At 71.3% G+C, this 26,114-nt stretch carries 18 protein-coding genes; 12 read left to right on the forward strand and 6 right to left on the reverse strand.

From position 1 onward, the window contains the following. The first annotated feature begins 33 nt into the window (after positions 1 to 33). The 3 genes from K7C98_RS01360 (at position 34) to K7C98_RS01370 (ending at position 3,703) form a co-directional block, all read left to right on the forward strand. On the forward strand, positions 34 to 639 hold the full coding sequence (locus K7C98_RS01360) for a DUF938 domain-containing protein (protein WP_224189651.1): 606 nt from the start codon (positions 34 to 36) through the stop codon (positions 637 to 639). A 75-nt stretch (positions 640 to 714) separates the two neighbouring features. Next, positions 715 to 1,743, forward strand: a complete 1,029-nt coding sequence (locus K7C98_RS01365; protein ID WP_224189652.1) for a DUF72 domain-containing protein — start codon at positions 715 to 717, stop codon at positions 1,741 to 1,743. A gap of 1,168 nt (positions 1,744 to 2,911) precedes the next feature. After that, positions 2,912 to 3,703 (forward strand): hypothetical protein, encoded by a 792-nt coding sequence (locus K7C98_RS01370; protein WP_224189653.1) that lies wholly within the window; start codon positions 2,912 to 2,914, stop codon positions 3,701 to 3,703. Positions 3,704 to 4,223: 520 nt separating this feature from the next. Here the strand turns inward: K7C98_RS01370 and K7C98_RS44540 are convergent. Next, positions 4,224 to 6,449, reverse strand: coding sequence for a redoxin domain-containing protein (locus tag K7C98_RS44540; RefSeq protein ID WP_224189654.1), 2,226 nt, complete (start codon positions 6,447 to 6,449; stop codon positions 4,224 to 4,226). A 604-nt stretch (positions 6,450 to 7,053) separates the two neighbouring features. Between K7C98_RS44540 and K7C98_RS01380 the strand changes: the two genes are divergently transcribed. The 6 genes from K7C98_RS01380 to K7C98_RS01405 all read left to right on the forward strand — a co-directional run bounded on the left by K7C98_RS01380 (position 7,054) and on the right by K7C98_RS01405 (position 13,027). Then, the gene (locus K7C98_RS01380) at positions 7,054 to 7,572 is read left to right on the forward strand and encodes a GbsR/MarR family transcriptional regulator (RefSeq protein ID WP_224189655.1); all 519 of its coding nucleotides are present in this window, start codon (positions 7,054 to 7,056) and stop codon (positions 7,570 to 7,572) included. A gap of 2 nt (positions 7,573 to 7,574) precedes the next feature. Continuing rightward, positions 7,575 to 8,453: a class I SAM-dependent methyltransferase gene (locus K7C98_RS01385; protein ID WP_224189656.1), complete on the forward strand. Its 879-nt coding sequence runs from the start codon at positions 7,575 to 7,577 to the stop codon at positions 8,451 to 8,453. Positions 8,454 to 8,639: 186 nt separating this feature from the next. Then, positions 8,640 to 9,605, forward strand: coding sequence for an alpha/beta fold hydrolase (locus tag K7C98_RS01390; RefSeq protein WP_224189657.1), 966 nt, complete (start codon positions 8,640 to 8,642; stop codon positions 9,603 to 9,605). Between the two features lie 247 nt (positions 9,606 to 9,852). After that, complete coding sequence (locus K7C98_RS44390) at positions 9,853 to 10,536, forward strand: TetR/AcrR family transcriptional regulator (RefSeq protein WP_346660260.1); 684 nt, start codon at positions 9,853 to 9,855, stop codon at positions 10,534 to 10,536. Continuing rightward, positions 10,533 to 11,438 (forward strand): ABC transporter ATP-binding protein, encoded by a 906-nt coding sequence (locus K7C98_RS01400; RefSeq protein ID WP_224189658.1) that lies wholly within the window; start codon positions 10,533 to 10,535, stop codon positions 11,436 to 11,438. The genes K7C98_RS44390 and K7C98_RS01400 overlap by 4 nt, the downstream gene beginning before the upstream one ends. Continuing rightward, entirely contained in the window at positions 11,435 to 13,027 is a 1,593-nt protein-coding gene (locus K7C98_RS01405; protein WP_224189659.1) for an ABC transporter permease, read from the forward strand. Before K7C98_RS01400 ends, K7C98_RS01405 begins: the two co-directional genes overlap by 4 nt. A 50-nt stretch (positions 13,028 to 13,077) precedes the next feature. Here the strand turns inward: K7C98_RS01405 and K7C98_RS44545 are convergent, their stop codons facing one another. From K7C98_RS44545 to K7C98_RS01425, 4 genes are all read right to left on the reverse strand, one after another. Beyond that, positions 13,078 to 13,365: a helix-turn-helix domain-containing protein gene (locus K7C98_RS44545; protein WP_224189660.1), complete on the reverse strand. Its 288-nt coding sequence runs from the start codon at positions 13,363 to 13,365 to the stop codon at positions 13,078 to 13,080. 617 nt (positions 13,366 to 13,982) lie between these two features. Beyond that, positions 13,983 to 14,738, reverse strand: coding sequence for a TetR/AcrR family transcriptional regulator (locus tag K7C98_RS01415; RefSeq protein WP_224189661.1), 756 nt, complete (start codon positions 14,736 to 14,738; stop codon positions 13,983 to 13,985). Continuing rightward, a complete protein-coding gene (locus K7C98_RS01420) occupies positions 14,735 to 17,380 on the reverse strand; it encodes a PEP/pyruvate-binding domain-containing protein (RefSeq protein ID WP_224189662.1) in 2,646 nt (881 codons plus the stop codon). The genes K7C98_RS01415 and K7C98_RS01420 overlap by 4 nt, the downstream gene beginning before the upstream one ends. A 1,000-nt stretch (positions 17,381 to 18,380) precedes the next feature. Next, positions 18,381 to 19,832 (reverse strand): TolC family protein, encoded by a 1,452-nt coding sequence (locus K7C98_RS01425; RefSeq protein ID WP_224189663.1) that lies wholly within the window; start codon positions 19,830 to 19,832, stop codon positions 18,381 to 18,383. A 290-nt stretch (positions 19,833 to 20,122) separates the two neighbouring features. Here K7C98_RS01425 and K7C98_RS01430 point away from each other — a divergent pair, with 290 nt between their 5' ends. Both K7C98_RS01430 and K7C98_RS01435 read left to right on the forward strand, forming a co-directional pair. Then, positions 20,123 to 21,319, forward strand: a complete 1,197-nt coding sequence (locus K7C98_RS01430; protein ID WP_224189664.1) for an efflux RND transporter periplasmic adaptor subunit — start codon at positions 20,123 to 20,125, stop codon at positions 21,317 to 21,319. 21 nt (positions 21,320 to 21,340) lie between these two features. After that, positions 21,341 to 24,454: an efflux RND transporter permease subunit gene (locus tag K7C98_RS01435; RefSeq protein ID WP_224189665.1), complete on the forward strand. Its 3,114-nt coding sequence runs from the start codon at positions 21,341 to 21,343 to the stop codon at positions 24,452 to 24,454. Between the two features lie 85 nt (positions 24,455 to 24,539). Here the strand turns inward: K7C98_RS01435 and K7C98_RS01440 are convergent, their stop codons facing one another. Further along, complete coding sequence (locus K7C98_RS01440) at positions 24,540 to 25,409, reverse strand: SDR family oxidoreductase (protein ID WP_224189666.1); 870 nt, start codon at positions 25,407 to 25,409, stop codon at positions 24,540 to 24,542. Positions 25,410 to 25,586: 177 nt separating this feature from the next. Here K7C98_RS01440 and K7C98_RS01445 point away from each other — a divergent pair, with 177 nt between their 5' ends. After that, on the forward strand, positions 25,587 to 26,102 hold the full coding sequence (locus tag K7C98_RS01445; RefSeq protein ID WP_224189667.1) for a hypothetical protein: 516 nt from the start codon (positions 25,587 to 25,589) through the stop codon (positions 26,100 to 26,102). Positions 26,103 to 26,114: the final 12 nt, after the last annotated feature.

The raw sequence follows: 26,114 nt of genomic DNA on the forward strand, positions 1-26,114 counted from the left end.
AACCACGAGTCAGCTTGCGATACGATCGCGGCGATGCAGCAATCTCATGCACGGTCGTCGCCTGCAGCGCTCCGCAACCGCGGGGTGATCGCGGAGGTCCTGGCCCGGGTCCTGCCGCCCACCGGGCGCGTGCTCGAAATCGCCAGCGGCACCGGAGAGCACGCTGTGTACCTCGCCGGGGCCTTTCCGGGGGTCTCCTGGCAACCGACCGACGTCGCTCCGGAGGCGCTGGCCTCGATCGCGGCGCGGGTCGCGAGCGAGGGCCCGGCTAACCTGCTCCCGCCGCTGCGGCTCGACGTCGGCGCGTGGCCGTGGCCGGTGACCGAGGCCGAGGCGATCGTGTGCATCAACATGATCCACATCGCCCCGTGGGCCGCGTGCGAGGCGCTGATGGCCGGCGCGGCGCGGGTGCTGCCGAGCGGGGCGCCGCTCTACCTCTACGGCGCCATCAAGCGCGGCGGCCGGCACACGGCGCCGAGCAACGCGGCCTTCGACGCCGACCTGCGGGCCCGCGACCCGGCGTGGGGCGTGCGCGACGAGGCCGAGGTCACCGCGGCCGCCGCGGCTCACGGGCTCGCGCTCGCCGAGCTGGTGCCGATGCCGAGCAACAACTTCTCGCTGGTGTTCCGCAGGTCGTAAAGGACATGCCCTTTCGGGCAGGTGGCCTGCGCTTGCGCGGGCGGGCCGGGGCGGGTATCCTGCGCAAAGTCGCGCATGGCTCCGCAGCTCGATCTCTTCGCCGATCCCTCGCTCGATCCGCCCCCCGCGGCGGACCGCGGCGCCGGCAAGCGCAGCGCGCCGATCGGGCCCGCGGCCCCACCGGCCCAGCTCGCCGCGCTGGCCGAGCGGCTGCCGAAGAACATGCGCTTCGGGACCTCCTCGTGGGCCTACCCGGGCTGGGCCGGGATCGTCTACGACCTGCCTCACACGCAACAACGCCTGGCGCGCGAGGGCCTGGCCGCGTACGCGCGCCACCCGCTGTTGCGCGCGGCCGGCATCGACCGCTCGTACTACGCGCCGCCGCGGACCGACGAGTTCGCGGCCTACGCAGCGGCGGTGCCGGCCGACTTCCGCTTCCTGGTCAAGGCGCACGAGGCCTGCACGACGGCGGTGTGGCCCAAGCACCAGCGCTACGGCAAGGTCCGCGGGCAGCCCAACGAGCGCTTCCTCGACCCGGTGTACGCCAGCGAGTTCGTGGTCGCGCCGGCGGTCGAGGGCCTCGGCGACACGCTCGGACCGTTGCTGTTCCAGTTCGCCCCGCAGGACTTCGGCGCGCTCGGCGGGCCGCGCTGGCTGGTCGACCGCCTGCGCCGCTTCCTCGACGGCCTGCCGCGCGGGCCGCTCTACGCGGTCGAGCTGCGCAACCGCGAGCTGATGACCGGCGCCTACGCCGCGGCGCTGGCCGAGTTCGGGGCGGTGCACTGCATCAACGTCTACCCGAGCATGCCGCCGGCGCGGACCCAACGCGCCCGCACCCGCCAGGACCAGGCGACGGCGCTGGTGTGCCGCTGGATGCTGCACCCGAGCATGAACTACGAGCGCGCCGAGGCCCGCTACGACCCGTTCGATGCGCTGGTCGACGAAGACCCGGGCAACCGCGACGAGGTCGCCCACGTGTGCCTGCAGACCGAGCTCGACCTGCCGGTCTACGTGATCGTCAACAACAAGGCGGAGGGCTCGTCGCCGCGGACGATCGCCAAGCTGGCGGCGCGGATCGTCGAGCTCGGCGGGTTCTCGGGGTGAGGCTGTGGCTCGGGGCCGGTTGTCGAGGTGAGGCTGTCTTTCGCAGAGAGAGCGCGCGTCCGGGGAGGCGGGGGCCGGAGAGGCTGTCTTTCGCAGAGAGAGCGCGCGTCCGGGGAGGCGGGGGCCGGAGAGGCTGTCTTTCGCAGAGAGAGCGCGCGTCCGGGGAGGCGGGGGCCGGAGAGGCTGTCTTTCGCAGAGAGAGCGCGCGCCCGGAGAGGCGGGGGCCGGAGATGCTCGAGAGGGCGGACGAGGGCCGTGCGGCGGGTCCCTCGCCACGCGAGACCTGCCATGCCAGATGCTCGACGCGGAGTGGTCGATGGGGCATGTCCGAAGATTCATCCCGCGTCTGCGCGTCAGGCATGGGGCCCCTCGCTGCGTCCCACCGCACGGCCCCTCGTCCGCCCTGCGGAGGACGTCGCCGGCCCCGCCTTTCGCCGTGCGGGGGGCGATATGTCCCGGGGACAGGTTCGGGTGGCGATACGATATGTCCCGGGGGACAGGAGCGGGTGGCGATACGACATGTCCCGGGAGACAGAGGCTGCTTGAGAGACGACATGTCCGGGGGGACAGGAGCGGCTTGCGAGACGACATGTCCCGGGAGACAGGACCGGCTTGCGAGACGATGTGCCCCGGAAGACAGGAGCGGAGAGCGAGCCGGGCATGCCGGATCCTGCGCCGCGGGCCGTCGCGCTGGCAAGGATCGCTAGCGCGCCGCGCGAACGCGGACCCGCTTCGTCGGCCGTGGCCTCGACCGGTCGCCGCTCGCTCGCCTCGGCCAGAGAGCGCGCCAGGCTGCCCTGAAGTCCGCTTCGGGGCAGCGCGGGTCGCCGCGCCAGCGCACGTCGACGCCCTGCGCAGGCAGCGCAACGGCGAGCACGAGGACGACCGATCCCATGCCCCGGAGACTACCTCGCCATCGCCCCGCGTGTGCGGCCCGAGCCGCCGACATTTTTTCTCGCGACGCCCTCACGGAAACGCCGAGCGCCGGGAAATCACCGTCGCATGCCAGCTCACCGCAGCGCGCCGCTGGCGGTCCGCCGCCAGCTCCCGAGCGTGCCCTCTTCGGGGGGCACGCTGAGGGGCGCTCGGTTCCCGCCGACGCACGTCGACGTCCGCGCCGCGAGCGGCCCCCTCACAGAATCGACGACCTGACGGGAAACCACGCGCCATGACCCTCCATCGTTTCGCCCTCCTTATCCCTGCCCTGCTCCTCTCCGCCTGCGACCCGCCGAAGGGCAACCTCGGCGAGTACTCGACCACCGACGCCAGCGACACCTCCACCGGGACCACCGCCGAGCCCGAGACCAGCACCACCACCGGCGACCCCATCGATCCGCTGTGCGAGGATCCAGCAGACCCGAGCGAGGAGCAGGCGAGCATCTCCTTCGACCCGCCGCTCCCGCAGCAGGACGGCATCACCGCCTTCAGCGAGACGTGCGCGGTCCTCACCTCGCAGCCGAACCAGATCGGGCTTCTGTGCGATGGGACCGAGGTCAACGTCGATCTCACGCTCGACGAGGCGGCCGATCCGCTGCTCGCCATCGGCGACGAGGTCGCGCTCGAGTACCGCTCGGTGATGTCCTTCGGCATCGACCAGTGGTTCACCGTCCGCGACCCCAACGGCACCCTGCTGCTCGCCAGCGTGAACGCCCAAGAGCTCGAGCCGCCGGACGTCCTCGCATTCCTGGCGCCCCTGGTCGCCTCCAAGGTCGAGGGCGTGTGCCAGACGCCGGTCACCTGCGATAACATGTCGCAGAAGCTCGCCGTCCAGGTCACCCACGAGGACGAGGGCGAGATCCAGGTGTTCTCGCGGCACCACGCGCAGATCGGCGGGCTCCGCATCAGCGTCGCCAACGCCCGCCGGCACTTCGATCAGGTCCAGGAGGGCGATCAGATCTGCTCGGTGTTCGACGCCCCCGAGGTCTGGTTCTCCACCCTCATCCGCCGCGTCGGCGAGTGACGCGCCGCTCGCCGTGAGCGGGGCGACCTGCGGCCTGCGCCCGGCTCTGCATCCGCGCGGCCGCGCGGGGCTGCTCATCAAGGCGGCGTGATCACTGCTGAACCCCGCGCCACCTCGTCGCGCCGTGGCCCGCGGGCCGGACGCGGGGCCCGCCCGCGGGACGCCCGCGAGGGGGTCGCTGCGGCCCGTGTGGACCCGTTACGCCACCAACGATGCCTGTCTGCCCGGGCGAGCGTGCCGTCCTCGCGGATTTTGGTGATGTGGTGTACAACCCCAGCTAGACCCTCCTACGGGCCAGTTTACGAGGGATTGTCTCGAAGTTGCCCAAATCGCGACAAAATCGGGACCAGTTTTCGAGACAACCCGGAGATCGCGCCATCGCACATCGAGTCTCTCGCGCCTGCCTGGACGCCCACGGGGCCAAGCTCCGCAGCCGGCGGTCGCCCGGCCGTCGAGACAGGCCGACGTGGCGGAGATGCCGGCGTACATGCCACCTCGGCGCCCTGCAGTGGAGCCGATTCTACCGCTCGCGCCTCAGTGCCTCGATCAGCGCCGGGTGGGTAAAGTGCATCTCGGTGGAGTTGCCGGACTCACGGAAGACCTCGCGGCCGGCGGGATCGATGAACAGGTGGGTCGGATAGGCGTTGATGCCGACGGTACGCCGCCAGCCATCGTCCTTTGCAATCGCCGTGTGGAACCCCGCGCCCTCGTGCAGCGCCGCGATCCCGTCGGGATCGCTGGACACGACCAGGAACTGCACATCCTTGCGTCCCCGGTAGCGTCGCTGCAGCTTCGCCAGTTCAGGCGCCTCGAGCTTGCATGAGGCGCACCATGGTTCGGTCGCTATCACCACGGTGACGCGCCCACGCAGCGAGTCGCTCGTGATTCGGCCGCCGCCGCGCAGGTCGAGCTCGAACGGCGCGAGGGGCTTCGGCGCAGCGGTCCGCGCGGCGAGCACCTCTGCGATCCGTTCGTCCTTCCACTCGCGGTCGAGCCGCGCGATCGTGCGATCGAGATCGACCTCTTTCCCGCCGCGTGCGCGCATGAGCTCGAGCAACCGGTCCTGGCACGCCCGTGCCCGCGCGCCCTCCCTTACGATCGCGCGCGCGAGGATCTGCTCGGCGCGGCCGATGTCGCCGTCGCGCTCGGCCAGTTCGGCGGTGAGCAGCGCGATGTCCGGCTGCGTCGGCCGCAGCTCGTGTGCACGCGAGATGTCGGCCCGTGCCTCCTCCAGCCGTACTGCGCGCAGGTGCACGAGCCCGCGGGCATAGTGGGCGTACGCCTGCGCGGCCCGTCGGTTTTGCTCGTGCTCGTCGGGTGTAAGAACAATCTCGAACTCAAATGGCGTCTCGCGTGCCAGCGCGACCGCGCGCTCGGCGAGTGCACGCGCGAGCTCAAGGTCGCCACCACGGCTCGCCACGAGCACCGACGCCACGGCGTCGAGCCGCATGAAGGGCGCCTCGAGCACGGCGCGCGCCACCGCCTCGACCCGCTGCAGCGGCGCTTCCGGCTCGCACTGCAGAAACTCGACGAGCGCGGCCGCCGTCGCCGCGCGCAGCGACGCGTCGCGGATCCCCGGCCGATCAAAGAAGGCGTCGACGGGGGCGCGCGCCTGCGCCAGCTTGTCCGCCGCGGGCAGCGTGCCGTTCGCCTTCGCCAGCCTGCAGTCCCCCGCGGCGCCGAACACCGCCGCCGCGTCGAAGTCCCAGCGCTCGACCGCACGCGCACCGGGGAGGCGCCGGCGCACGTCGTCCTGGATGGCTCGCGCGGCCTCGGCCGCCTCGAGCGACAACAGGCCGGCGACGAGCCGCCCGAGCGCATCCGGATCGGCGCGGTACTCGTCGGCGAGCGCCGTGAGGTCGCCAACCACCGCGTCGCGCAGCGAGGCGTCCTGCCGCACGCGAGCCCGCGCGCGCAGAACGGTGAAGGCCAGCGCGTCGGGACGCCGCGCTCGCGCCCGCTCGACGAGCTCGAGTGCCAGGTCGACCCGGTCGAGGCCCAGCCATCCCTCGGCCGCTGCGGCGACGGCGAGCGTGCCCGAGGGCGCGGTCCGCTCGGCGTGGGCCACGAGCTCCTGCACATGCTCGAGGCTCGGTCGCATCGGCGGCGGCGCGGCCTGGAGGCGGAAGAGCGCGAGTCCGACGTGCTTCGCGTGCACGAAGTCCCGCACGCTGTCCGGCAGACCGGGGATCGCCGCGAGCGCAGCGAGCCCGCTCTCGTCGCTCTGCATCGCCAGCACCTGCGCATGCAGCCAAACCGCGTCGGGGTGATCGCCGAGCTGTCTGCGGGCGTCCGCGATCAGCGCGGCCGTCTCTTGCCGCGGGAGCATGCCCGAGCGCTCCTGCGCGCGCAGCAGGAGCGCCCACCCGGATCCGTCGGGGAGCGTCGCGCGGTGCACCGCGAGCGCCTGAAGGTCGCTGTCCGCGAGCGCGGCCACGGCCGCGAGCCAGCGCAGCCGGACGTCGTCGGGAAAAGCCGCGACGTGCACGTCCACGCGAGCTCGCGCGGCCTCGATGCGCTCCTCCAGCAGCAGGTCGCGGATCTCGTCGGCCGCACGCGTGCTCGCCTGCGGGTCGCGTACCTCCGCACGATCAGCCTCGTCTGGTCGCTCCTCTGCCGACGGAGCCGGACGCTGACACGCGAGCAAGACAGCGCTGAGGGCAGCCGTCACCCCAAGGATGCGCCGCGACCGAATTCGCGGCACGATCGCTCTATCGATGTCTTCGGTGCTGGAGTGGAGTCCCACGTCCGACATGTTGCCGCGGAGCTCGCCGATCTCAAAGCGCCACGGAGCTATCGCGCGCAGCGTCGACGAGCTCCTTCAGCGGAGGGACCGTCGCTCGACGCTCTCGGCGGACGGCGGAACTGTCCTCGGCCTCGGGTCCCGCCGTGGGTGCTGGCTGCTGTGACCGAGGCCCGGGCTCGGCGCGGGTGCCTGAACGCGCCGACAAGCTCGGCGGGCCGTTGGCGGTGGACCCGGCTGTCGGATCTGGAATGTTGTTTCAGTCAGAACGCAGATTTTCCGGGGCTAGCTCTCGATTCAAATGGCGATCAGAATAGATATTGGTGAAATCGTGTACAGGCGGAGTTAGACACCCCTGCGGGCCCGTTTACGGTGGGATGTCTCGAAAAGAGCCAAATTCGCGACGAAATCGAGACGAATTTTCGAGACAACCGGGAGATCGCACCGTCGCGCATCAGGCCTTTACGCCAGCCCCGACAGACCGCCGCGCCAAGCTCGGCAGCCGGCGGCCGGCCGGCCGTCGAGACAAGCACGAGCGCGCATGCTGCACGGTGTGGCGCGTGTTGCACACATCTACCTATTCTGATGTTGCTAGCCATTTCAGCTCATGCTGAAATGGCTAGCACATCAACGCGAGCTGAAGATGACGCGACGGAGTACATCGAGACACGAAGCCGAGCTGCAGTGGGTCGAGCGGATCGCGAAGTATTGCGCCGATCAGGACGGTCTGCCGATGATCGCCGGCCGTTGCCTAGGCTGGCTGACGATCTGCGACCCCCCCGAGCAGTCGGCCGGCGAGATCGCCGAAGCGATCGGCGCCAGCCGTGCCTCGCTGACCACGAACCTGCGTCTGCTGGGCTCTGTCGGCTTCGTTTCCCAGGTTACCCGGCCGGGGAGCCGGACCGTGTACTACCGGGTCGACGACGACGCATGGGAGAAGGTCGTGCTGCGGCAGGTCGCCTCGCTGCGGGCGCTCGGCGAGATCGTCCAGGCCGGCGTCGAGCTGGTCGGCGCGTCGCCGAAGCGCGCGGCCCGGGCCCGCACTGCATACGAAGTCTTCAAGTGGATCGAAAGAGTGTTTGCGGACGTAGCGCCGCCCTCCGCGGCGCGTGCCCGAAGGAGATAACCATGGCGAAGCGACCCGACGCAGCTCAGACCGCGTTCGGCCCGATGGTGATCGCGGCTGCCGAGCAGTCCTACCCCGAGGCGCAGCGCATCGTCCGCGACGAGCTCGCCGTTCGCTTTCTGCCGCCGGGCATGAGGTTCGGCGTGCGCCTGTGCAAGTGGAGCTTTATTCGCTACGGGCTCATTCGCGCCGCCGAGAAAAAGGCGCCGGGCATGTGGGGGTCGGTCCTCTGTCGAAAGCGCTACGCCGACGACAAGGTCGCAGAGGCGATCGCCGCCGGAATCGATCAGGTCGTCATCCTCGGCGCCGGCCTCGATACGCGGGCGTACCGGCTGGGCGTTCCGGCCGGCGCCGCGGCGTTCGAGGTCGACCTGCCGGTGAACATCGCGTACAAGCGCGAACGTCTGCGCGACATCTTCGGCGCGGAGCCCGAGCGCGTGGCGCTGGTGCCGGTTGACTTCCAGACCGACGACCTCGCTACCGCTCTCGAAAACAGCGGCCTCCGCTTCGAACGGCCGCTCATGGTGGTGTGGGAGGCTGTCACCCAGTACCTTACCGAGGACGGCTTTCGCAGCACTCTCCGCGCCCTCTCACGGGCCGCCGTGGGCAGCCAGCTGATCTTCACGTACGTTCGCGCAGACTTCCTCGCCGGGACCAACTTCTACGGCGCGGAGGCTCTTTACCAGGATATGAAGCTCAAGTACGACGTGTGGCACTTCGGCATCGCGCCGGAGGACGTGGGCGGCCTGCTCGGTGAATACGGCTGGGCCGAGCGCGAGCAAGTCGGCAGCCGCGAGTACATGACGCGGTTCATTGAGCCATCCCGCCGCGACCTGTCGGTGTCGGAGCTCGAGCGGTTCGTGCATGCCGAGAAGCGCTGATCACACGTTGCGGAGCGCGCGCAGCTTCCCGGCAGCGCGACCACTAAGAAGAACGAGCCGAACACGCTGCGCTCTCATGCTCGAGCTCCTCGGAATCGGAGTCACCGGCCGTCGAAATCAGGAGGAAGGTGCATGAACGGGACACTCAGGACCATCGGGAAGTGGCTCCGCAAGCTCGGCCTCGGCGTGCTCGCGGTGCTCGTGGCACTGGCTCTGGTCGGCGCCGCCTACCAGCAGATCGGGCAGGCGCTCGATCGACGCGCCCTGGCGCCGCCCGGCCGCATGGTCGCGGTCGACGGCGCGGCGATGCATATCCACTGCACGGGCGCGGGCGCGCCGACAGTCGTCCTCGAGGCGGGTGCCTTCGGGTTCGCGCAGGTGTGGGCGCGGGTGCAGCCGCTCCTGGCCGAACGCGTCCGCGTCTGTTCTTACGACCGCGCCGGCCTCGGCTGGAGTGAGGACGCTGCCTCCCACGATGGCATCGCCGCGGTCACGCGGCTCCGGGCGCTCCTCGCGGCTGCGGGCGAGCCCGGGCCGTACGTGCTGGTGGGCCACTCGCTGGGCGGCGCACTGATCCGGATCTTCGCCTCGCGCTACCCCGACGCCGTCGTCGGGCTCGGCTTTGTCGACCCCTCACACCCCGATCAGCTCGAGCGCTTCCCACCCGAGGCCCGCGCGGCTCACGAGCGCGTCACCAAGATCCTCGCGGTCGCCGCGAAGTTGTCGCACTTCGGCCTGATGCGGCTGACCAACCCGCTCGGACGCCTGCACGTCGGCCTGCCCGCTGACGACTACCGCGCCGCCTGCATGTTCAACTCCGCGGCGCGCCACCTCTCGAGCTCGGCCGCCGAGTTCGGCGCCTGGGACGCGACGATGCGCGCCGTCCGGACCAATGACTCGCTCGGAGCCCGTCCCGTCGTCGTCATCAGTTCGAGCAAGCCGATGGAGGGGATGAGCCAGGAAATCCTGGAGCGCGGCCAGCAACTGCATTCCGAGATAGCGAGACTGTCCACGCGCGGCCGGCACGTGTTCGTCGAGGCCAGCCATCACATGTCGCTGTTGACCGAGCCCGAGCACGCACAGCGCGCGGCGGAGCTGCTCGGCGAGGTGATCGCGGAGGCCGCACCGTCGCACGACCGACCGCCGCCCTGAACGCGGCGTCATCCGGAGCGTCCATCGAGGCCGCGATCACAGCAGTAGCACGGGGGCAACAGAACCAGCCCTCACCGAGCGGCCGTTGTGAGTGCCGCGCAGCGGGGGCTGGCGACACGGACGGCGCTCCGCTCGCCCCGCGGGCGATCCGGGGCCGCCCGGCCGCCGATACAGACTGAACGACCTCCCGTGGCACGGTCAGGGCCTCGACTTGCGCTTGGCAATACGATCGTATAGTATCCAATACGTGCGTTCAACTCGCCGACGAGAACCGCCTGAGCCGGACGATCGGACCGCGCGCGCCCGCATCCGCGACGCAGCGCTCGAGCTGTTCGCGGAGCGCGGCGTGCACGGCGCGTCGATTCGAGACATCGCCGCGCGGGCCGGAGTGTCCGCGGGACTAGTGCAGCACCACTTCGGGTCGAAGGACGGGATCCGCGAGGCGTGCGACGCCCACGTGCTCGAGGCGATCACGGCCCACGCCCAGCGCGGCATCGACGGCGAGATCACGAGCGGCGACTTGCTAGCGAGCATGTACGCGGCCAGCGAACGCGGCGTCCGCTACATCGCCCGTGCGCTGGTCGACGACTCGCCCGGTGTAGCCACGCTGTTCGATCGCGGGGCCGAGATGGCGGCCCAGTGGCTGAACAAGAGTTGGCCGGAGCGCTTCCCCGCCGGCGCGGCCGTCACCCACGAGCGCGCGGGGACAATGGCGGCGATGCACCTCGGCACGCTCGTGCTGCACGCCCACTTGGTCCGCTGGCTCGGCGTCGATCCGCTGGCGCCCGGCCAGGCGCACGTGGTCAGCGAGGCGATGCTCGACGTGTACACGGCGATGAGTGATTACCTGTCCTCGGAGACAGGCGCGAACATCCGCCGCGCCCTGGCCGAGCACCGCGAAAATCTGACGAAGAAGAGGAGAACACCATGACGGACGCGATCCACACCCGCGGTCTCATGAAGCGATTCGGCCCGGTCCTGGCGCTCGACGGCCTAGACCTGGTGGTGCCCGCAGGCGAGGTCCATGGGTTCCTCGGGCCCAACGGGGCCGGCAAGTCGACCACGTTCCGGGTCCTGCTCGGGCTCGTGCGGGCCGACGCCGGCGAGGTGCGGCTGCTCGGCGGCGACCCGTGGCGCGAGGCGCCCGCGCTGCACCGCCGCCTGGCGTACGTGCCCGGCGACGTCACGCTGTGGCCCGACCTGTCGGGCGGCGAGGTCATCGACCTGCTCGGCCGCCTGCGTGGCGGCTTCGATCCGCGGCGGCGCGCCGAGCTGATCGAGCGCTTCGGGCTCGATCCGCGGCGGCTCGCGGGTACCTACTCGAAGGGCAACCGACAGAAGGTCGCGCTCATCGCCGCGTTCGTGGCCGACGTCGAGCTGTTGCTGCTCGACGAGCCGACCTCCGGGCTCGACCCGCTGATGGAGGAGGTGTTCCGCGAGTGCATCGACGAGGCGCGACGCGCCGGCCGAACGGTCCTGCTGTCGAGCCACATCCTCTCGGAGGTCGAAGCGACCTGCGCGCGGGTGAGCATCATCCGCGCCGGGCGGATCGTCGAGACGGGCGCGCTCGACCAACTCCGGCACCTCACACGGACGACCGTCGAGGTCGAGCTCAGCGCGCCGCTGGCCTGGTCGGAGACGCTGCCCGGCGCCCACGCGCTGCAGGTCGACGGTCTCCGGCTCCGCTGCGAGGTCGAGGCTGACGCGTTCGACCCGCTGTTCCGTCGCCTGGCGCCGCTCGGCATCCGCAGCATCGCTGTCCAGCCGCCAACCCTCGAGCAGATCTTCCTCCGCCACTATCGCCCCGATCACGCGACGGAGGCGCAGCCATGAGCGAGTTCACCGGCACCGGCGCGCTGATCCGCCTCGCGCTCCGCCGCAGCCGCGTCGCGCTGACGACCTGGGCCGTCATCACGGTCGCGTTCCCGCTGCTCAACGCGGCGGCCCTCCGCCGCCTCCTCGCCACCGACGCGCAGATCCAGGAGTTCGTGCGCGACACCGCCGGCAACGTGCTGGTCTTGGCGTTCCACGGGCCGATCCACGGCACGACCGGCGAGGCTCTGGTGGCGTGGCGGTCGCTTCTTCAGCTCCTCTTCGCCGCCGCACTCGGCGCGATCTTCCTCGTCATCCGCCACACCCGCGCCGACGAGGACGCCGGCCGCCGCGAGCTGATCGGCGCGGGCGCGGTCGGGCGCCAGGCCCCGCTCGCGGCGGCGCTCGCCGTGGTGGTCGGGGTCGACCTCATCATCGGCGTCGGGTTGGCCACGCTGTTGATCGGCCTCTGCAATTTCGCGGTCGAGGGTAGCGTGGCGCTGGCGCTGGTCGTCGCCGCCTCGGGGGCGCTGTTCGCCGGTGTGGCGGCCGTGGCGGCCCAGATCGGCGCCAGCGCCAGCGCGGCGCGCCGGCTGGCACTCCTCGCGCTGGCCGTCGCTTGGGCGCTCCGCATGATCGGCCACGCCGGCCCGGTCGACGGCGCGCTGGCGCGGCTCGTGTGGCTCACGCCGATCGGGTGGGCCGGAGAGGTGCGGCCCTACGCGGGCGAGCAGTGGTGGATCGTCACGCTGTTCGCCGCGGCCGTCGCCGGCTTGATGGCGCTCGCGTTCGCCCTGTCGGCCCGTCGTGACCTCGGCGCGGGCTTGTTGCCGACGGCGTCGGGCGCCGCCACGGCACCAGCGAGTCTCGGCGGCGTGATCGGGCTGGCCTGGCGACTTCAGCGTGGGCTGCTGGTCGGCGTCGCGGTCATGCTCGGGCTGCTAGGGGCGGCGTTCGGGTGGGTGGCGGCCAGCTTCACCGGCCTGCTGTCGTCGAGCCCCGCGCTGGCGGCCTGGCTAGCGCCCCTGCGCGAGGCCAGCCTCGGCGATGCCTTCCTCGCGCTGATGATCTACGTGCTCGTCGCCTTCCTCGTAAGCGGCCACGCGATAGCGGCGGCGCTGCGGAGCCGCGCGGAGGAGGAGGCCGGCCACCTCGCCTGGATCCTGGCAACCCCCGCGAGCCGGCTCCGCTGGTGGAGCAGCCATGCGCTGTTCGCCCTCGGGGGTCCCGTGGTCCTCGCCCTGGTCATCGGCGTCGCAGTCGGCCTCACCGACGCGCTTGCCACCGGTCGACCCGATCGCCTCGCGCACGGCGTCGGGGCGGCGCTGGTCCATGTGCCGGCGACCTGGGTGCTGGCCAGCCTGGCGATGCTCCTATTCGGCCGCACGCCGCGTCCGGCGGCGGCCGCCGCGTGGTGTCTGCTGGGGCTGTTCGCCATGCAGGTGTCGCTATGGGAGGCCGGCGTGATCGGGCGACCGTGGCTCAATCCGCTGGCGTACACGCACCCGATGCTCGCGCCGAATCCGCTGCACCCACTCGCGCTGGCCCTCGTGGCCGCCGGGTTGCTGGCGGCGGGGGGACTGGCCTTTCGCGCTCGCGACGTGCGGTGACGCGTTGCGGCCCGCGCTCCACCTCGGACACGCCGAGCTTGATACCTGTCTCATGAAGCAGGCGCATCGCCAACGTCGCATATGTCCACGTCGAACGGCTCTGCTGGCCGCCTGGCAGGCTTGTCACAGGCGAGCTTGATGAGCTTGCAGCGCGTCACCGGCGACACCCGAGGAGGCCGTCCGCTTCGGGGACGATCCTCGAGCGTCACGACTCGCCCATCACGCGCGAAGCGCCCACGCCACACCCTCACCGTGTCCACGTGGCAGCCCAATCTCCGCGCAATCTCCTGGTTCGAGTGCCCCTCGGCAGCGAGCAACACCAGCTTTGCCCGAAGCACGAGGCGCGCCCACTCCGAGCCAGCGCCTCCAAGTCCTCACGGACCGAAGGCGCCACTCGGAGCCGTTGCGCTCGCGGGTTTTTCGGGCGATTCGGCGCCTGCGACGAAGCGGTCCGCGCTCACGTGCTGCCGCAAAGCCAGGTCCTGATGAGGGTTGGGAGACGCTCGCTGTCGCGTCTCACCGCGGGTTGGCCGTCCGCTAGCGAGGTCCCAAACAGCCTGCGACGCGACAGGATCGGCGACACTGGCCCCCACCTGACGATCGCCCGTGCTCACGCGGTGACGGGGCCCCTGAGGCCGGCCTGGACTGGCCGCCGGGGCAAGCTCGGGGGCCGGCGGCCGCTCGGCCACCGAGACAAGCCGAAGGGTTCCGACTTGTTCGGCCGCCTACCACTGCCGTGCTCGAGCGCGTGGATTCGAGCACGCTGCCGCAGCGGCGAAGGGCTGATGAGAGGCGCGATGCAGTCTCAATGGTCGATGAGAGTGAACTCGAGACGGCGATTCTTCGCACGACCCGCCTCGGACTTGTTGGTGTCCAGGGGCATGTCAGGGCCCGCGTTCATCACCTCGATCGGCGATTCCTCGATCTTCTCGTGCTGGCGGCGAGTTCGTCGAGCTCACCCGCGGCCGCTGCTCGCCGCGTCACCGTCGGCCGGCCCGTAGATCGCCCGCTCGAAGGCTACGCACAGGCGCTCCATGATCTCGATCATTCGCGCGGCGCTCGCCGCGAGCGCGGCGCCGGTCGGCAACTCGTCGGGCTCGAATGCGCGGCGGATCGTGTACGCCAGCGCGTCGGCGCGGACGTGCAGCGGCGGCTTGAACGCGCCGAGCTGGCTCTCCGCGAGCAGAAAGCCCTTCACGGTCGCCCGGATCGCGTGGCCCTGCGCGTCGAGGTCGAGGTCGGTACGCAAGAGCCCCTGCTCGCGCATCCAGATCAGCATCTGGCGCTGGAAGTCCTGCTGCTGCGCGCGCAACTGCGCGGTCGCGCCGCTCCGCAGCAGCTTGCCGAGCAGGTCGCGGTCCTCGGTGAACATCGCGCGGGCGATCGGCGCCCCGGCCTGGATCTCGAGCATCGACCGCAGCGTCCGATGAAACAGCACCTCCTCCGGCCGGGCGCGCGTGCGCTGGAGCAGCGCGCGCCACATCGCCACCGCCTCGCGCTGCATCAGCGCGGCAAACAACGCCTCCTTGGTCTTCCATTGGAGGTAGATCGTGCCCTTGCCGATCTCCGCCTGCTGGGCGATGTCCTCGATCGTCACGTGCTGATAGCCGCGGCGCAGCAGCAAATCGGCGGCGGCGTCGAGGATCCGCACGGCCCGGCGCCGGCGCGTCTGCTCCAGCGGCGTAAGGCCTGCCTCGGTCGCGTTGCTCATCGGCCGGCGCCCTCGCTGCTGTCGTCGGCGGCCGGCGGCTCGTGAAGCGTCACGACGCCCGCGTCGCCGTCGACCGTGACGCGCTGCCCTGAGGAGATCCTCCGCGTCCCGTTGCCGGTGCCCATGACCGCTGGGATGCCGTACTCGCGGGCGACGATCGAGCCGTGCGCGAGGACCCCGCCGATATCAGTCACGAGCGCGCTCGCCCGGGCGAACAGCGGGGTCCAGGCCGGCGTCGTCGTCGCGCACACGAGCACCGCCCCCGGCCGCATCCCGCCGAACTCGGCCGGCGAGACGATCACGCACGCCGGCGCGGTCGCCTGCCCGGGGCTGACGGCGAACCCGCGCAGTGTGTTGCCGACGTCGGCGTTGCGCCGCTGCGTCTCGCGGTCCGACACGTCGATCGGCCCAAGTTTGAACGAGAAGTCGACCGGCACCGCCGCCGGCGGATGCAGCCGCTTGCGCGCGGCTCGCAGCGTGCGGCGCTCCCGGGCGAGGCGGAGAAGCTCCGGCCGCGGCTCGCCTCGCGCCTGCGCGGCGCTCGCGTCGGCGAGCTCGGCCCGCGTCAGGAAGAACACGTCGTCGGCGGCCGCGAGCGACCCGACATCCGCGAGCCGGCGGCCGAGCTCGAGCGCGAGCCGGCGCAGCAGCGGCCACGCGGCGCCGACGTGGAACAGCGCCTCCTCGCGGTGCGGGGCGAAGCGCTGGGCCATACCAAGGACCCGGCGGAACAGGCGGCGGCGGATGGGTCCCAGCGCGCGGGCGACCTCCTCGGTGAGCGCGTCGCGGGCGCGCGCGAGCGCGCCGAGGCGCGCATGCGGGTCGTCTCCTGGCCCCTGGGACATGTCCCGCAGGCTGACGAGGACCGGCAGCGGCTCGTCGAGCTGGGTCGGCGCGGCGAAGTCGAGGTTGTAGATCTGGTGGCCGTGGCGCGCGAGGTAGGCCGCGATCGCGTCAGCGACCGGGCGGCCCTCGGGGTCGCGCGCGAGCGCGGCGAGCAGGCGTTGCGGCGGCGTCGCGGCGAACAGCCGGCGCAGCGCGTCCGAGCCGCGCACGCGCGCCGCGATCGCCTCGAGCTCCGCCTGCGCCTCGAGCGTCCGCGACGGAAAGCCGCGGAGAAATGCGCTGCCCTGCAGGTCCTTGCGGCGGGCGACGAGTCCGAGGAACCGCGTCAGGATGTCCTCGGTCGACTTCGCCGTCCCGACGGCGAGCGTGCAGGCGTACCAGTAGCGCGCGTCGGCGAGGGCGAGCTCCCGCACGCCCTCCAGCAGCATCGTGTCGGCGGCGGTGGCGACGTCGAGCGCCTGCCAGCGGGCGATCGCCGCGCGGTAGGTCGGCAGGCCGTCGTCGCGCCAGTAGCGGACGCCGGCGTTGCGCAGCATCTTCGTGACGCCGACGCCGATCGCCAGCAGTACCAGCGGGATCATCCACAGGCGCAGCTTCATGTCAGCGCGCATGTACGCGAAGCCGTGCACGGTCGCAAACGGCGGGGGCTCGATCAGCCCGGTGGCGATCCGCCGCGGCACGCCCATCGCCGCCTGCATCGCCGCCGCGCCGCGCTCGAGCGCCTCACCGAGGTAGAGGTCCTCGAACAGCGGCGACACCGGCTCGGGCATGTGCTCGACGACTTGCCGCCGGATCCACGCCGAGCCGGGGATCGGCGGCGCCCAGTCGACCTCGCCGAGCGGCGGCGGCGGCAGGTGGGTGATCGGGCGCGCCTGCAGGAGCCACGGCTGCCCGTCGACGAGCGCCCACTCGATGTCCTGAGGGACATGTCCGAACAGCGCCTCGACGCGCAGGGCCAACGCGGCGAGCGCGGCGCGTTGGTCGGGCGCGAGCGCCGGTTCGCCGCGCCGCGCCTCGGGCACCGCGCGGACGGCGGTGCCCTGGGCGTCGGGGACGACCATCACTGTCTTGGCGCCGAGCACGACCTCGCGGGTCTCGCCGGTCTCGCGGGCGAGCACGTAGGTGTCCGGCGCGACCTCGCCAGCGACGACCGCCTCGCCGAGGCCGAAGCTCGCGTTGACGAGCAGTCGGTCGCGCGCGCCGGTCGTCGGGTCGGCGGTGAACAGCACGCCGGAGACGTCGGCCGGCAGCAGGCGCTGGACGACGACCGCCATGGCGATCGCGCCGGCGTCGACGCCCATGTGACGGCGGTACGCGATCGCCCGCGCGCTCCACAGCGAGGCCCAGCAGCGCCGCACGGCGGCCAGGAGCGCCGCGTCGCCGCGGACGCCGAGCACGGTCTCCTGCTGGCCGGCGAACGACAGCTCGGGCAAGTCCTCGGCGGTCGCGGACGAGCGCACCGCGACCGCGCCCCCGCCGAGCGCCGCGTAGGCCCGGCGCAGCGCCGCGGCGAGTTCGTCCGGTAGCGGCGCCGCGGCGAACCGGGCGGCGATCGCCGCCGAGGCCCGCGCGAGCGCGTCGGCGTCGTCGCCGGCCGCCTCGCCCGCGTGGGCCTCGATCACCGCCGCGAGCCCGGTCTCCGCGACGAACCGGCGATAGGCCGCCGTCGTCAGGTGAAAGCCGTCCGGGACCGGCAGCCCGGCGATCGCCATCCGGGCCAGCGACACCCCCTTGCCCCCGACCTGGTCGAGGCTCGCGGTCTGCGCTGCCAGCGGCAAAACATTGACTGGCTCCATGGCAACCTCATGGATTGACCAGATTCGAAAATTGGTCAATCGAAAGACAGCGTAGGCGAAGCTTTACGAAAGATCAAACGATTGATGTGGGGGTTGTAAACCCCTCTCGCCTGCGGTGCCGGCCGTCGGGTGTCAGTTTTTATCCTGTCTATTCCGAGATGCTCCGCCCGGCGCGATGTCGACGGACCGCGTCGTGACACGCGCGTCGGCGATGGCTGCCGCGGGTGGATGACCGGCGAGCGTGACGTGGTGGCCTCGCGCCCGAGGCGACGAAGGAGCTTGCGGCCCACGTCGCGGTGCGACGACGCCTCCGCTCGCGGGATGACGGCTCCTCCGCCAGCTCCCAGAGGCGCAACGGAGGAGTCCCATGCGAAGCGGGTGTTGAGCAGCACCAGCATCGTCTCGCACGCGCGCGGCTCGCCGTGCGCGTCAGTCAGCCCGGTCGTCGCCGCCGAGCAGCAGCGCGAGTGCACGGGTCCACGGCGACGTCCAGTGGCTCTGGTTTCATTACACGTGCCGGCTCCACAACCGCCGTTTCGCGCCGTGCCCCCGCCGATCATGTCGAGAAGGTCGACGGACAGCCGTCGTCGCCACCGCTGTCGAGCAACTCGCGCGCGGTGGCCAGGGGGTATCGACCGAGTCGCGCGGCGCGACCTCCGTTGCCGGACCGTTGCCACCAAGAGCAGTTGCCAAGCAGGATCGGGCTGAGAAGGGCATGGGCGGGCGCAACTTCACCCCCTTGAAACGCGGTCCGGGCCAGGAAACGGGAGGGCCGGGGTTTGGGGCGCTTTGAGAGGGTTCACTGCGGACAAGGCATGGCAGGTCTCGCGTCGCACGGCCCCTCGTCCGCCCTCTCGAGTCTCTCCGGGCCCCGCCTCCCCGGACGCGCGCTCGCTCTGCGGAAGGATAGCCTCCACTCGAGCCTCTGCGGGCCCCGCCTCTCCGGACCCGCGACCCTCTTCGGCGCTGGCGTTCGCGCGGCTCTGTCTCGAGGGACAGGTCAGCGCGGAGTCGTCGGCGGCGGCGTCGAGCGCGTCGGGCCGGCGGCGGCGAGGGTGGTCGCCTCCTGGCCGATGATCGTCTCGAGCGTGTACATGGCGTCGAAGTAGGTGCCGTAGGCGTCGAGCGCCTCGGTCTGGATCCGCAGGAAGTTCTCGCGGGCGACGAACACCTCGATGATGTCGACCTCGCCGAGCTCGAAGGCCCGCTGCAGCAGCTGCAGGTTCTCCTCGAAGCGCGGCACGACCTCGCGCGAGTAGGTGCGCACGCGCTCGGCCGCGGTGTTGATGGCGTCGACGGCCCGGCGGGCGTTGAGCGCGAGCTGGTAGCGGGTGACCTCGAGCTCGGTGTTGGCGACGCTCAGCTCGGCCTTGGTCTGGGCCCGCGCCAGCTGGTTGCGTTTAAAGAAGGGCAGCGGGATCGTGATCATGCCGAGCACGATCCGCGAGGCCGGGGTGTTCGCCGGCATCAGGCCCGGCTCGCGCTCGCGGCCGGCGTAGACGCCGATCCACGGCTCGGGCAGGCGATCGCGGCGGGCCGACTTGGCGCGGGCCTCGCCGAGCTCGACCTGGGCCTCGCGGGCCTTCAGCGCCGGGTGGTCCTTCTGCACGTTGGCGATCAGGTCCTCGGGGTCGCGGACCTTGATCGGGTCGCCGAGCTCGCCGGCCGGAGCGATCATCTGTCCCGAAGGCCAGCCGGCCATCTCCGCGAGGTGGATGCACGCGAGGCGGAAATTGAGGTCGGCGGCCAGCTTGGCCTGACGGGCGCGGGCGAGCTCGCCCTCGGCGACGCGCACGCGCAGGCGTGAGATCTCGCCGGCCTGCTGGCGCCGGCTGGCGATGTCGAGGAGGCGCTCGGCGAATTGCTGCGTGCGCGCGGCGGTGCGTGCGCGCTCCTTGGCGATCAGCGCGGTGTTGTAGGCGTAGTGGACCTGCGCGTGCGTGGTCCAGCGGACCTGCGCGAGCTCCTTGTCGAGGTACTCGCGGTACTCGCGGCCGGCCTTGATGCGGAGGCTGCGCTCGCGGCCGATCTCGATCGGCTGTTGCAGCGTGGCCTGGAGCTCGAACTGCGTGTCGTCCGGGTACATCGGATTCATGCGCGCGCCCATGCCGACGTACAGCTGCGGGTTGTCGGGCAGCAGCGGCTTGGCTCCGGTGACCGCGGCGTCGCCGAGCTCGAGGCGCGTGCGCGCGGTGCGGACCGGCATCGCGTTCTCTTCGGCGTGCTTCAGGATCGTGTCGAGGGGGAGGACCTGGGCGCCGGCGACGACGGGTTCTGGGATCGTCTGATGCGCCGGTTCGGAGGGCGGCGCGAGCAGCGGCGTCGGCTGGTCGGCTGGCCTGGTCGGGCGCGCGGGCGCGGCTCCGGCCGGAGCCGCGAGCGATGCCGAGGCCGTGGCCACGACCAGCGTGATCATCGTCGAGGTCCGTGAGAGAGCTGTGCGGCGTGGCATGCGAATCGGAGTGCGGACGAGTTCGTCGCGCGCTGTCAAGCCCGCGGACTCTTACACGCGGGGTTCAAGGTTGCCAAGATCCTTGTTCGGCTCGAGAGTTTAAACACGCCAGGAGGCCGCTGGGGGCCGGTGAAACCTTGACATGAAGTCTCCGTAATGTAAGCAATGATGTCTGAAACGCCATCCCAGGGCCATTTACGGAGGAGATGCGAATTCCGCCGGCCGGGCCCTGCGCCACTCACCAGCACGGCGGGGGCGGGCAATTTAAAGACTCCCAGGACGTGTCCCCGATGAGCAATTCCCCAAGCCCCGGTCGAGCCTCGCGCTGGCTGTCCCTCCTCGACCACGCGCGGCGCTACTTCGTGCTGTTGTTCGTGTTCGCGGTGGCGACCCCGCTCGGTTGCAACCACGGCGAGGCCTCCGAGGCCGACGCCGCCGCCAAGCCGCCCGAGCTGCCGTACTTCGAAGACGGCGTGATCAAGCTGCCCGAGGTGTTCGCCGAGAAGGCCGCGCTGCAGACCGGCACGGTCGAGATGACCGAGGTGTCGCCGGTGGTCCACGTGACCGGCGTGCTCGAGTTCGACGAGCTGCGGATCGCCGAGGTCGGCTCGCGCATCTCCGGGCGCGTCAAGGAGGTCAAGGTCATCGAGGGCACGAAGGTCGAGATGGGCGACGTGCTCGCCACGCTCGACAGCGCGGAGCTCGGCAAGGCCCAGGCGGAGATCTCCGCGGTGGTCGCCAAGGCCGAGCTGGCGGAGCGCGACAAGGAGCGCAAGCGACGGCTGCTGCAGGAGGGCATCGCCTCGCAGCGCGCGGCCGACCTGGCCAGCGCCGAGGTCTCGGTCGCCAGCGCCGAGCTGCGGGCCGCCAAACAGCGCGTCCAGGCCCTCGGCGGCGGGACGTCCGACAAGGCGGCGCTCGGGGTCATGTCGCTGACCGCGCCGATCGAGGGCGACGTGGTCCGCGTGCGAGTGTTCCGCGGTCAGGCGGTCGAACCAAGTTACACGGCGTTCACAATCGCCGATCGCAGCACTCTGTGGGTGCGCCTGAGCGTTTTCGAGGGCGAGGTGGTCAACATCCGGGTCGGCGACTCGGTCGAGATCTCCTCGCAGGTGACGCCCGACGAGGTGCTCACCGGCACGGTGACGTTCGTCAGCACGGTGCTCGACCCGGTGACCCGCAGCGCCGAGGTGCGCGTGGTGGTCCCGAACGAGGCCGGCAAGCTGCGCGTGGGCCAGGCGGTCAACGCGAGGATCCGGCCGGGCGCGGCGCGCAAGCAGGCGCTGGCGATCCCGCGCAAGGCGATGGTGCAGGTCGACGGCAAGCCGACGGTGTTCGTCGAGGTCGGCGAGCGGTCCGTCATGCCGCGCACGATCGAGATCGGCGCGCAGGGCCCCGACCTGGTCGAGATCAAGAAAGGTCTCGAGCCGGGCGAGCGCATCGTCACCGAGGGTGTGTTCGCCCTCAAGTCCGAGCTGTTCCGCTAGCGAGAGGCGACAGGCACTCCAATGCTGGGCGCACTCATCGATATCTCCATCCGCCTGCGCTACCTGATGGCAGGCCTGCTCGCCGCGCTGCTGGTGGCCGGCGCGATCGCGGCGAAGAACCTGCCGATCGACGCGCTCCCCGACATCTCGACGATCCAGGTCACGGTCATCACCGAGGCGCCGGGCATGTCGGCCCTCGAGGTCGAGCGCAACGTCACCTTCCCGATGGAGAACGCCCTCAACGGGGTGCCCGGGCTCGACGAGCTGCGCTCCGTCTCGCGCGCCGACATCTCGTCGATCACCGTCGTCTTCCGCGACGGCACCGACCCGTGGTTCGCGCGCCAGCTGGTGTTCGAACGCATGATGCAGGCGCGCGGCGACCTGCCCGCGACGATCAACACGCCGATCCTGGCGCCGCTGTCGACCGGCCTCGGCGAGATCTTCCAGTTCGTGGTCCGCTCGCCGGTCCACACCCGCAAGCAGCTGCGCACGATGCTCGAGTGGGAGATCGTGCCGCGCCTGCGCGGAGTGCCCGGCGTCATCGAGGTCAACTCGATCGGCGGCGAGCTGAAGCAGTACCAGGTCATCGTCCAGCCCGACCGCCTCGCCGCCTACGGGATGACGATCCGCGAGCTCAGCGACACGCTGACCGGCTCGAACGCGATCGTGTCCGGCGGCTACATCGACCGCACGGCCGAGAGCTTCACGCTGCGCGCCGTCGGCACGTTCACCAGCATCGATGACATCGGCAACGTCGTCCTCAAGGTCTCGGACGGCCAGCCGGTGCTGGTCCGCCACGTCGCCGAGGTGCGCGACGGCTCGGCCCTGCGCCACGGCGTCGTCACCTTCAACGGCGAGGACGAGGCGGTCGCCGGCATCATCATGATGCTGCTGGGGTCGAACAGCCGCGACGTCATCTACGCGGTCAAGGACCGGGTGGCGGAGATCCAGGCCGACCTGCCGGCGGGCGTGCAGATCGAGGCGGTCTACGACCGCGCGAACTTCGTCGAGCGCACGCTGGCGACGGTGCTGAAGAACCTCGCCGAGGGCGCCCTGGTCGTGTTCGTCGTCCTGGTGCTGTTCCTCGGCACGGTCCGCGGCGCGCTCGTGTGCGTGCTCGGCATCCCGGCCTCGATGTCGGTGGCGCTGTTCGGCATGCACTACGCCGGCATCGCCGGCGACCTGATGTCGCTCGGCGCGATCGACTTCGGCTTCCTCGTCGACGGCCCGATCGTCGTGCTCGAGGCGCTGATCGCCACCTTCGTCGGCCAGCAGATGTCCCGCGAGGAGCGGGCCCAGGCCTACACCACGTCGATCGGGACGGTGATGCGCCCGGTCGCGTTCGCGGTGGCGATCATCATGCTGGTGTACATCCCGCTGCTCAGCCTCGAGGGGGTCGAGGGGCGACTGTTCAAGCCGATGGCCACCACCATGGCGTTCGCGCTGCTCGGCGCGCTCATCTACTCGGTGGTGTTCCTGCCGGCGCTGCTGGCGCTGTTCGTGCCGCCGCTCAAGAAGGAGGGCGCGCGCTGGCTCAACCCGATCGCGCGCGGCTACAAGCGGGCGGTGCCGCACGCGGTCCGGCTGCGCTGGCCGCTGATCCTCGGCGCGACCGCGGCGCTGCTCGTCTCCGGCTACATCTTCAAGGAGAAGGGCGCCGACTTCGTGCCGCGCATCGACGAGGGCGACATGGTCGTCAGCATCCGCCGCCCGCCGTCGATCAACCTCGAGGAGGCCAAGCGGCTCGACTACCAGACGCAGGAGCTCCTCCTGAAGTACCCGGAGATCCTCAAGACGCTGACGATGACCGGTCGCGCCGAGGTGGCGATCGAGCCGGTCGGCAAGGACCGCACGGAGATCACGATCCCGCTGCTCCCCAAGGACCAGTGGACGACCGCGCACGACCTCGACGAGCTCAGCGTGATCCTCAAGAACGACATCGAGTCGCAGGTGCCAGGCACCTTCGTCGCGGTGTCGCAGCCGATCGAGGACCGCAACAACGAGATCATCAGCGGCTCGCGCGCCGACATCCAGATCGTGGTCGCCGGCAACGAGCTGCTCGAGCTCAAGAACATCGCCGACCAGATCGCCGACGCGGTCCGGCCGATCGAGGGCACCGGCGACCTCCGCGTCGAACAGGTGCTCGGCATGCCCGAGCTGACCGTGCGGCCCGACCGCGGCCGCCTGGCCCGCTACGGCGTCAGCATGCAGGACGCGCTGCTGGCGATCGAGACCGCCCGCGTCGGCAAGACCTTCGGCCTGGTCTACGAGGGCATCCGCCGGTTCGACGCGCGCCTCCTGATCCCGCCGCGCGCGCCGGTGCCGGAGGCGCTCGGCGACCTGTTCGTCGAGACGGTCGACGGCCACCGCGTGCCGCTGTCCGAGGTGGCGACGATCGTCGAGGCCGAGGGCCCGGCGCAGATCCGGCGCAAGAACCGGATCCGCGTGGTCCGCGTCGAGGTCAACCTGCGCGGCCGCGACCTGCTGTCGTGGGTCAACGACGCCCAGGCGGCGGTGGCCGCGAAGGTCCAGATCACGCCGGGCTACAAGGTCGAGTGGGCGGGTCAGTTCGAGAACTTCGAGCGCGCGTCGAAGCGCCTCGCGGTGGTCGTGCCGATCTGCCTGCTGCTGATCTTCGGCATGCTGCTCTGGAACTTCGGCGACATCCGCTACGCGACGGCGGTGTTCGCGATCGTGCCGTTCGCGCTCATCGGCGGGCTCGTCGGCCTCATCATCCGCGACATGGCGTTCAGCATCCCGGCGGCGGTCGGCTTCATCGCCCTCGCCGGCGTGGCGGTGCTCAACGGGGTGGTCATGGCCAACGACGTCCGCCACGCGATCGACGAGGGCCACCCGTTCGACGAGGCGCTGGTCAAGGGCGCGGTGCACACGATGCGCGCGGTGCTCACCACCGGCGCGGTCGCGGCGCTCGGCTTCCTGCCGATGGCCCTGGCCACCGGCGCCGGCTCCGAGGTGCAGCGCCCGCTGGCCACCACGGTGGTGTTCGGCATCGGCGCGTCGACGCTGATGACGATGTTCCTGCTGCCCGCGATCCTCAAGATGACGCTGCGCCGCGAGCAGCGCGTCGTGGTCGAGTCGGCCGAGGGCCCGCAGCTCGGCAGCGAGCGCTCGTAAGCCGGGCGAGAGAGCACGCGACCGGACGGGCCTGACGGCGCGTCCGGTCGCGCTGCTCTCGGCGCGGAGTGAGCTGTCTCTTGGGTCAGGCGGCGGCCGAGGTGGCGATGCCGGTGAGCTGCTCGGAGATCTCCCACAGGCGGAGGGCGGCGTTGCGGTCGAGGGCGTAGCGGGTGGGGTGACGCAGCTTGGAGCGGGCGAAGTACAGGCCGGTGGTGGTCTCCAGCTCGGGGGCGCTGGCGACGTGGATCGAGGTGCGCGCGCCCTGCTCGGGGCTGAGCATGAAGCGCCCGGCCAGTCCGAAGAGGAAGCTGTAGAGCCCGCGGGTGTCGCCGTCGCGGGCGAAGCCGGAGCGGACGACGCCGGGGTGCACGGCGTTGACGGTGACGCCGGTGCCGCGCAGGCGCTCGGCGAGCTCGAGCGTGAACAGGAGGTTGGCCAGCTTGGAGCGGCAGTAGACCGGCAGGCCGCTGTACTTGCGGCGAGCCTGCAGGTCGTCGAAGTCGAGGCCGCGGGCCATGCGGTGGGCGTCGGACGCGAGCACGACGATCCGCGAGGGCGCGCTCTGCTTGAGGCGCTCGAGCAGGAGGTGGGTCAGCAGGAAGTGACCGAGGTGGTTGACGCCGAAGGTAGTCTCGAAGCCGTCGACGGTCTCGCTGCGGTCGCTCAACATCAGGCCGGCGTTGTTGATCAGGACCTCGAGGCGCGGGTGGCCCGCCAGGTACTCGCCCGCGAAGCGGCGCACGTCGGCCAGCGAGGCGAGGTCGAGGCCCATGACCTGGACCGCGTCGGAGCCGCTCAGCCGCCGGATGTCGGCGACCGCGGCCTCGCCCTTCGCGGGGTCGCGCGAGGTGATCGTGACCGACGCGCCCATGCGCGCCAGCTCGACGGCGGTGGCCTTGCCGATCCCGGTGTTGCCGCCCGTGATCAACACGTGTTTCCCTTGCATCGTCATGGCGCGAACCCATAGCAGCTTCATTCCCACGGCGCCACGGGGGGCGCAGGCCCCGGTAGGGGCGCCGCCGGGCCCGCAGATCCGCTACAACTTCAGGGTCATGCCCGCGACTCGAGCCGCCGTCGTCCGCACGCGGCGCCACCGCCGAGGTGGCGCTTGGAACATGGGTTTAGGGACATGTACAACGTCGCGAGGTCGGCGATGAGCGCGATCGAGGACGAGCTGCAGGCCGACGGCGAGGCGCTGCTGCGCCGCCGCGAGGCCGTAGAGCGCAGCATCGCCCGCGACTTCCGCGGCTCGCGGGTGGCCGTGCTCGTGCAAGCGGCGCAGGTCGAGCGCGAGCGCGAGAAGCTGCGCGCCGAGCTGCAGCGGATGGTCCGCGAGGTCGACGACGCCGGGCCGAGCGACGACGAGGCGTACGACGACGAGGAAGGCGCGGCCGACGGGTTCTACGCCGCGCGCGAGCGCCTGGTCGCGCGCGACCGCGAGCTGGTCGGCCGCGGCGAGGCGCTGCGTCGCCGCGCGGCCGAGCTGCGCAAGGCCCCCGCGCCCGCGAAGCTGGTCGAGCTCGAGCGCGAGCTCGAACAGCTCGAGTCGCATCTCCGCCAGTGGCGCGGCCGCTGCCGCAGGGCCGGCCTCATGCTCGACCTGCCGCGCTGGGGCGAGTTCGCCGGCAGCGCGGCCGACGACTGACCCTTGTCCAAG

Origin of the sequence: Nannocystis pusilla (assembly GCF_020073745.1) — a bacterium.
GTDB lineage: Bacteria > Myxococcota_A > Polyangia > Nannocystales > Nannocystaceae > Nannocystis > Nannocystis radixulma.

What these genes read in the sequence shown, in the direction of transcription:
- K7C98_RS01360 (WP_224189651.1), top strand. Translation starts at nt 34, where the DNA reads ATGCAGCAATCTCATGCACGGTCGTCGCCTGCAGCGCTCCGCAACCGC.
- K7C98_RS01365 (WP_224189652.1), top strand. Translation starts at nt 715, where the DNA reads ATGGCTCCGCAGCTCGATCTCTTCGCCGATCCCTCGCTCGATCCGCCC.
- K7C98_RS01370 (WP_224189653.1), top strand. Translation starts at nt 2,912, where the DNA reads ATGACCCTCCATCGTTTCGCCCTCCTTATCCCTGCCCTGCTCCTCTCC.
- K7C98_RS01380 (WP_224189655.1), top strand. Translation starts at nt 7,054, where the DNA reads ATGCTGAAATGGCTAGCACATCAACGCGAGCTGAAGATGACGCGACGG.
- K7C98_RS01385 (WP_224189656.1), top strand. Translation starts at nt 7,575, where the DNA reads ATGGCGAAGCGACCCGACGCAGCTCAGACCGCGTTCGGCCCGATGGTG.
- K7C98_RS01400 (WP_224189658.1), top strand. Translation starts at nt 10,533, where the DNA reads ATGACGGACGCGATCCACACCCGCGGTCTCATGAAGCGATTCGGCCCG.
- K7C98_RS01405 (WP_224189659.1), top strand. Translation starts at nt 11,435, where the DNA reads ATGAGCGAGTTCACCGGCACCGGCGCGCTGATCCGCCTCGCGCTCCGC.
- K7C98_RS01415 (WP_224189661.1), bottom strand. Translation starts at nt 14,738, where the DNA reads ATGAGCAACGCGACCGAGGCAGGCCTTACGCCGCTGGAGCAGACGCGC.
- K7C98_RS01420 (WP_224189662.1), bottom strand. Translation starts at nt 17,380, where the DNA reads ATGGAGCCAGTCAATGTTTTGCCGCTGGCAGCGCAGACCGCGAGCCTC.
- K7C98_RS01425 (WP_224189663.1), bottom strand. Translation starts at nt 19,832, where the DNA reads ATGCCACGCCGCACAGCTCTCTCACGGACCTCGACGATGATCACGCTG.
- K7C98_RS01430 (WP_224189664.1), top strand. Translation starts at nt 20,123, where the DNA reads ATGAGCAATTCCCCAAGCCCCGGTCGAGCCTCGCGCTGGCTGTCCCTC.
- K7C98_RS01435 (WP_224189665.1), top strand. Translation starts at nt 21,341, where the DNA reads ATGCTGGGCGCACTCATCGATATCTCCATCCGCCTGCGCTACCTGATG.
- K7C98_RS01440 (WP_224189666.1), bottom strand. Translation starts at nt 25,409, where the DNA reads ATGACGATGCAAGGGAAACACGTGTTGATCACGGGCGGCAACACCGGG.
- K7C98_RS01445 (WP_224189667.1), top strand. Translation starts at nt 25,587, where the DNA reads ATGTACAACGTCGCGAGGTCGGCGATGAGCGCGATCGAGGACGAGCTG.